This window comes from Sandarakinorhabdus sp. (assembly GCF_031422795.1).
Lineage (GTDB): Bacteria > Pseudomonadota > Alphaproteobacteria > Sphingomonadales > Sphingomonadaceae > Sandarakinorhabdus.
The window spans coordinates 1-5,474 of the sequence record NZ_JANPML010000396.1; the positions used below are offsets into that span (position 1 = coordinate 1).

Genomic DNA, 5,474 nt, shown 5'->3' on the forward strand with positions numbered 1-5,474 from the left:
CGACGAAGGCCGGGCAGAATATCGGCACGTCATGCTCATAGGCGAGCTTGACCAGGCTGTTTTCCTTCTTGCCATGCTCGGCCAGATACTTGCCCATCTCCCGGATGAAGGCGCGGCTGGAATAACCACGCGGTTCCAGCGTGTTGGCGATTTCATAGATGGTATGATCGCAATCCTGCAGGGCTTCTTCGTCGATATAGGTATCATAGATGCGGTCGATCAGCAGCGAGCGCAGCGTGTCGTCATCCGGCACTTCCAGCGCCTGATAATGCTTGTGGCCCAGGCCTTCGAAGAAATCCATGTCCACGATGGTGGCGCCGGTGGCCACGATGCCATCGATCATGTTGTTGCGCAGCAGATCGGCATAAAGATCCATGCAGCCGCCGGCGCTCGTCGAACCGGCGATGACCAGGAAGATGGAGCAATCGGGATCCTGCAACATCTGGTTGTAGATGTCGGTGGCGCGGGCGAGATCACGCGAAGTGAAGCTCATCTTGGCCATGCCGTCGATGATCGGGCGAGCGTCAAAGCTCTTGATGTCGATATGTTCGACCACCGTCGACAGCAGTTCGGCCTTGCGCTGGCGCTCGGCGGGGGTGAGCTCGGTAACGACGGCGTTCAGGGTATCGGTCATGGATTGCTCCCAGGTTCAGACGGTGGCCCGGCATTTCGCCCAGAAAACATTCTGGCGGAAACGCCGCCCGCGGCCGGGGGAGTCCGGCGCCGAGCGGGGATGCGCCCCCGCCGGTTCAAAGGGCGGGGGCGTGAAGCTTACTTGGTGCGAAGCTTGATAATCTTGTCCGGCGACTCTTCCGTGACAGCATAACGCGTGTCCATCGGCTCATCGGAAACCACCACGGTTTCGCCGGCGGTGAAGCCGTTGAAGCCGGTGCGCATCGCGGAGCCATAGGCGCCGAGCATGCCGATTTCGATATAGTCACCAGCTTCGATATCCGCCGGCAGGGCAAACGGCCCGCGCATGTAATCCATGTCGTCGCAGGTCGGGCCCCAGAAGCTGAACTCCATATCCCGCGCCCGGCTTGGCGTGGCCCGCACATGCTGCACGGGGAAACGCCAATCGATGTGCGCCGCATCGAACAAGGCACCATAGGCACCATCGTTGATGTAGAGCTCATCGCCCTTGCGGGCTTCGACACGCACCAGCACCGAGCTGTATTCAGCGCACAGGGCCCGGCCCGGTTCGCACCAAAGTTCGGCCGAATAGGAAATCGGCAGCGATTCAAAGGCGCGGTGGATCACTTCGAAATAGGCTTCGAGGCGACCCGGCTCCATGCCCGGATAAACCGACGGGAAACCGCCGCCGACATCGACGATGTCGACAGTGACGCCGGCGCCAACAATCGCAGCACGCACCTGCGCCATGGCATCGCCATAGGCCTGCGGGCTCATCGCCTGGCTGCCAACGTGGAAGCAGATGCCCAGCGCATCGGCAACCTGGCGGGCGGCCATCAGCACCGGCGCGGCTTCATCAGCCGGCACACCGAACTTCGACGCCAGGCTGAGCTTGGAGTGCGACGAGGAAACGCGCAGACGCACGCACAGCGTCAGGTCCGTCGCATTCACGCCGTCCCTCGCGGTGGCAGCCACGATCTTGTCCAGCTCGTCGATGGAATCGAGGCTGAACACCCGCACGCCGTGCTGGTGATAGGCTTCGGCAATGGCTTCCGGCGGCTTGATCGGGTGCATGAAGCACAAGGTGGCATTGGGAGCCACCTCACGAACCAGGCGCACTTCGGCGATGGAGGCGACGTCATAGTGCGTCAGCCCCGCATCCCACAGGGTGCGAATCAGATCAGGGGAAGGGTTGGCCTTCACCGCATACATCGACGTGCCCGGAAACTTCGCAAGGAAGAACCGAGCCGCGCGGCGAGCGGCGTGAGGGCGGATAAGGGTAACGGGCTGCGTTGGACGCAGGAGCCGCGCTACCGACAGCGCTTCGTTTTGCTTGAGCAACTCAAGGGACCTCCGGGTGGGCAAAGCATGTCGCAGCTGCGCGCTTGACTGGAGAGGCAAGAAACCCCGCCAAGTCGATCGCTGGCATTGACACCAAAGCTGCCTTGCGGTGGAAGTCCCATGGGGCAGCGGCGCGGTAATTATGGTTTTGATGCCCCCATGTAAAGAAGATTTTTGTTACAATATCGGCTTTGCAGAAAAGCCGGTTTTGGCTAGACCTTTCAAGGGTTTGCCTGGGGCTTTGCGAGCCATGTGACATTTTTGTGAAAGGGCACTTTTTTCAATGACTTCCCCCGCCCCTGCTGCCGCCGCCGCTCCCGTCGCTCCGGTCGTTCATGCCGATGTTCTGGCTGCGTCAAATCGCCTTGGTTCGTGGCCGGTGCGCACCCCCTTGATCAACTGTCCGGCGCTCGATGCGCTGTGCGGCGGGCGCATCTGGTTCAAGCCGGAGAATCTCCAGCACACCGGCAGCTTCAAATTTCGCGGCGCGATGAACCGGCTTCTGGCTCTACCGCCCGAAGGCCGGCGCGGCGGCGTGGTGGCCTATTCGTCGGGCAACCACGCGCAGGGCGTGGCGCGGGCAGCGCGGTTGCTAGGGATGCCGGCGCTCATCGTGATGCCGTCGGACGCGCCCAAGTTGAAGGTGGAACGAACCCGCGCCGACGGGGCCGAGGTGGTGTTCTATGACCGGCTGACCGAAGCCCGCGAGACCATCGCCGCCAATCTGGCCGAAGCGCGCGGGGCGATCATCGTGCCGCCGTTTGCCGATGCTCTGGTTATCGCCGGCCAGGGCACGGCGGGATTGGAAGCCGTGCAGGATCTGGCGGCAATGGGCGAAACCGCTGATCTGGTGTTGACTTGCTGTGGCGGCGGCGGGCTGTCGGGCGGCTTCGCGGCAGGCAGCCAGTTGCCGATCGTGGTGGTGGAACCGGAAGGCTATGACGATGTGTGCCGCAGTCTGGCGGCCGGGCGCATCCTGCCGGTGGAAAACCCCGGCCCGACCCGCTGCGACGCGCTGCAAACGCTGGTGATGGCAGAGATCACCTTTGAAACGCTGCGTCATCACGGTGCCACCGGCGTGGCGGTGAGCGAGGCCGAGGTGGCCCGCGCCGTCGCCTTTGCGTTCCGTGAACTGAAACTGGTGGTGGAACCGGGCGGTTCGGTGACGCTGGCAGCACTGCTGGCTGGCAAGCTGGACGTGACGGGCAAGACGGTGATCGCCACGCTTTCGGGCGGCAATATCGATGCCGAAGTGCTGGTGTCGTGCCTGAGGGAGGCCGGGGCGCTTTAGGCCACCAGGCGGCGATACAGATGCCAGGTGGCGTGGCCGAGCACAGGCAGCGCCACCAGCAGCCCCAGGAATGCCGGCAGCATGGCGACGAACAGGGTGGCTGCGATCAGCACCGCCCAGATCAGCAACAGCCGGGCGTTGGCCCGCATGCACGACAGGCTGGTGATGATCGCTGTCATGAAATCCACGTCGCGATCGACCAGCATCGGCAGGCTGACCACGGTCACAGCGTAGAAACCCAGCGCCATCAGCGCGCCAACGACGCTGCCAAAGATCAGCATGGCAATGCCGGTGCTGCTGAACAGAAATTCCAGGCTGTCGGTGCCGCTGCCGGATTGGAAGATGGCGAAGATGGCGTGGGCGATCATCAGCCAGAAGCCGAACGCGACAAAGATGATGACGCCCATCGACAATATCTGTTCGTCCCCCCGGCCTTTCAGCGAGGCCAGCACGCCGCCCCACGGCAATGGCAGCCCGGCCTCCCGGCGCCGGCTGACGTCGTAGAGGCCGACAGCACAGAAGGGCGCGAGCAGCGGAAAGCCGGCCGCTGCCGGTACCAGCCACGCCACGGCGGCCTGCGTTACCAGCGCCCACGCCAGGGCCAGCCCGGCGGCGACATAGATGCCGGCGAAGAACAACCCGAACTGCGGCGCAGCGCGATAATCGGCCCAGCCGGCGGCCAGCGCGGACTTCAGATCAGCCAACGCCAAGGTGCGGCTGACGTTGATCGACACCGCGCCTGCCAGCTTGCGTCCACCTTGTTCGGCCACGGCCATATGCTCCTCCCCAGACGAAAGGCGAGGCTGCCGCAAAGTCGGGCTGCATGACCATCCGGTTCAATGCGGATCAGGCGGACTTGGTTCGTGCCAGTTCAGTCTACACCCATTCAGTCTACACTGGGCCGGGCAAAACGGTGCCCGGTGGGGATCTCACGCACATCGGCGGGTTCTTCGCCGAACCAGCGGGCGACTTCGGCTTGGGCAGCGGCATCCAGATGCAGGCCCAGCTTGGTGCGCCGCCACAGCACATCGGCGCTCGATTGCGCCCATTCATGGTCGCGGAAATAGGCCAGTTCGGCTTCGAAGATGCCGCCCAGATTGCGGCCCAGCCCCTGGCTGAGCAGATCAGCTGCCGGCGCACCGATGGTCATGGCCAGCCGCTTGACCAGCTTGGGGTCATAATTCGCCTCACGCGCCTGTAGATGTTCCAGCCAGCGTTTGAAGGCGGCCTGGCCGTTCTCGCCCTTGTGCCGTTCGATGGCACCGCCGGGCAGAGGGGCCTTGCCGGTCCACCTTTTCGATTTGGGCGCGATGCGGGCCATCACGTCTTCGGCGAGCACGCGATAGGTGGTGATCTTGCCGCCAACGATGGTCATCGCGTCCAGCCCGTCATGTTCGACAAGGCGGTAATCGCGGGTGGTTTCCTTGTCGTCCTTGCCGCTTTCCAGGATCAGCGGGCGCACGCCAACAAAGCGGTGCACCACATCATCCGGCGTCAGCGGACGCGCCAGATAGCGGTTGGCGGCGGACAGCAGATACTCCACCTCTGCATCGCTCACGCGGGCATCCTCGGGCCGCTGCACATCGCCTTCGGTGGTGCCGATCAGCGAATAGTCGCGTTCGTAGGGGATGATGAAGATTATGCGGCCATCGGGCTGCTGCAGCATGAAGGCATCGTTGCCCAGATGCACGCGGCGGGTGATGATGTGGCTGCCCTGCACCAGCCGCAGCGGCGGCGCGTCGTTCAGGCCCATGACCTGCCGCGCCACCGTTTCCGCCCATGGCCCGGCAGCGTTGATCAGGCGGTGCGCCGTAAGGCTGCGGCCATCGGCGAGCGTCAACTGCCACAGCCCGTCCACCCGTTCGGCGCGGGCCACGGGAGAGCGCGGCAGCACAGTCGCGCCGCGCGCAGCAGCATCCTTCAGATTGTCGACCACCAGCCGCGCATCGTCCACCCAGCCATCCCAATAGCGAAAGGCCGTGCGATAGCGGTTGTCGAGCGCGCGGCCGGCGCGTTCTTGGCGCAGATCGATGCGGGCCGACCCCGGCACCACATCGCGCCGGGCAAGATGATCATACAGGAAGGTGCCCAGCCGCAGCATCCACACCGGCCGCATGCCATCTGCGTGCGGCAGCACAAAGGATTGCGGCCAGGTGATGTGCGGCGCGATGTCGAGCAGCACCTCGCGTTCGGCCAGCGCCTTTCGCAC

The 5,474-nt window shown here is 64.1% G+C and carries 5 protein-coding genes; 1 reads left to right on the forward strand and 4 read right to left on the reverse strand.

Features of this window, described 5'->3' with window-relative positions:
- Window positions 1-634: deoxyhypusine synthase family protein (locus RMO81_RS13895; RefSeq protein WP_310476491.1), on the reverse strand; the 634-nt coding region annotated here is incomplete at its 3' end.
- Window positions 635-771: 137 nt separating this feature from the next.
- Window positions 772-1,974 (reverse strand): type III PLP-dependent enzyme, encoded by a 1,203-nt coding sequence (locus RMO81_RS13900; protein ID WP_310476493.1) that lies wholly within the window; start codon window positions 1,972-1,974, stop codon window positions 772-774.
- A 283-nt stretch (window positions 1,975-2,257) separates the two neighbouring features.
- Here RMO81_RS13900 and RMO81_RS13905 point away from each other — a divergent pair, with 283 nt between their 5' ends.
- Window positions 2,258-3,265 carry a threonine/serine dehydratase gene (locus RMO81_RS13905; protein ID WP_310476494.1) on the forward strand — a complete coding sequence of 336 codons (1,008 nt, stop codon included), beginning with the start codon at window positions 2,258-2,260 and terminating at the stop codon, window positions 3,263-3,265.
- Here the strand turns inward: RMO81_RS13905 and RMO81_RS13910 are convergent.
- Entirely contained in the window at window positions 3,262-4,041 is a 780-nt protein-coding gene (locus RMO81_RS13910; protein ID WP_310476496.1) for a DUF2189 domain-containing protein, read from the reverse strand. The two genes, RMO81_RS13905 and RMO81_RS13910, sit on opposite strands and share 4 nt — an antisense overlap.
- A 110-nt stretch (window positions 4,042-4,151) precedes the next feature.
- The coding region (gene glpD, locus RMO81_RS13915) for a glycerol-3-phosphate dehydrogenase (protein ID WP_310476497.1) at window positions 4,152-5,474 on the reverse strand (1,323 nt) is incomplete at its 5' end.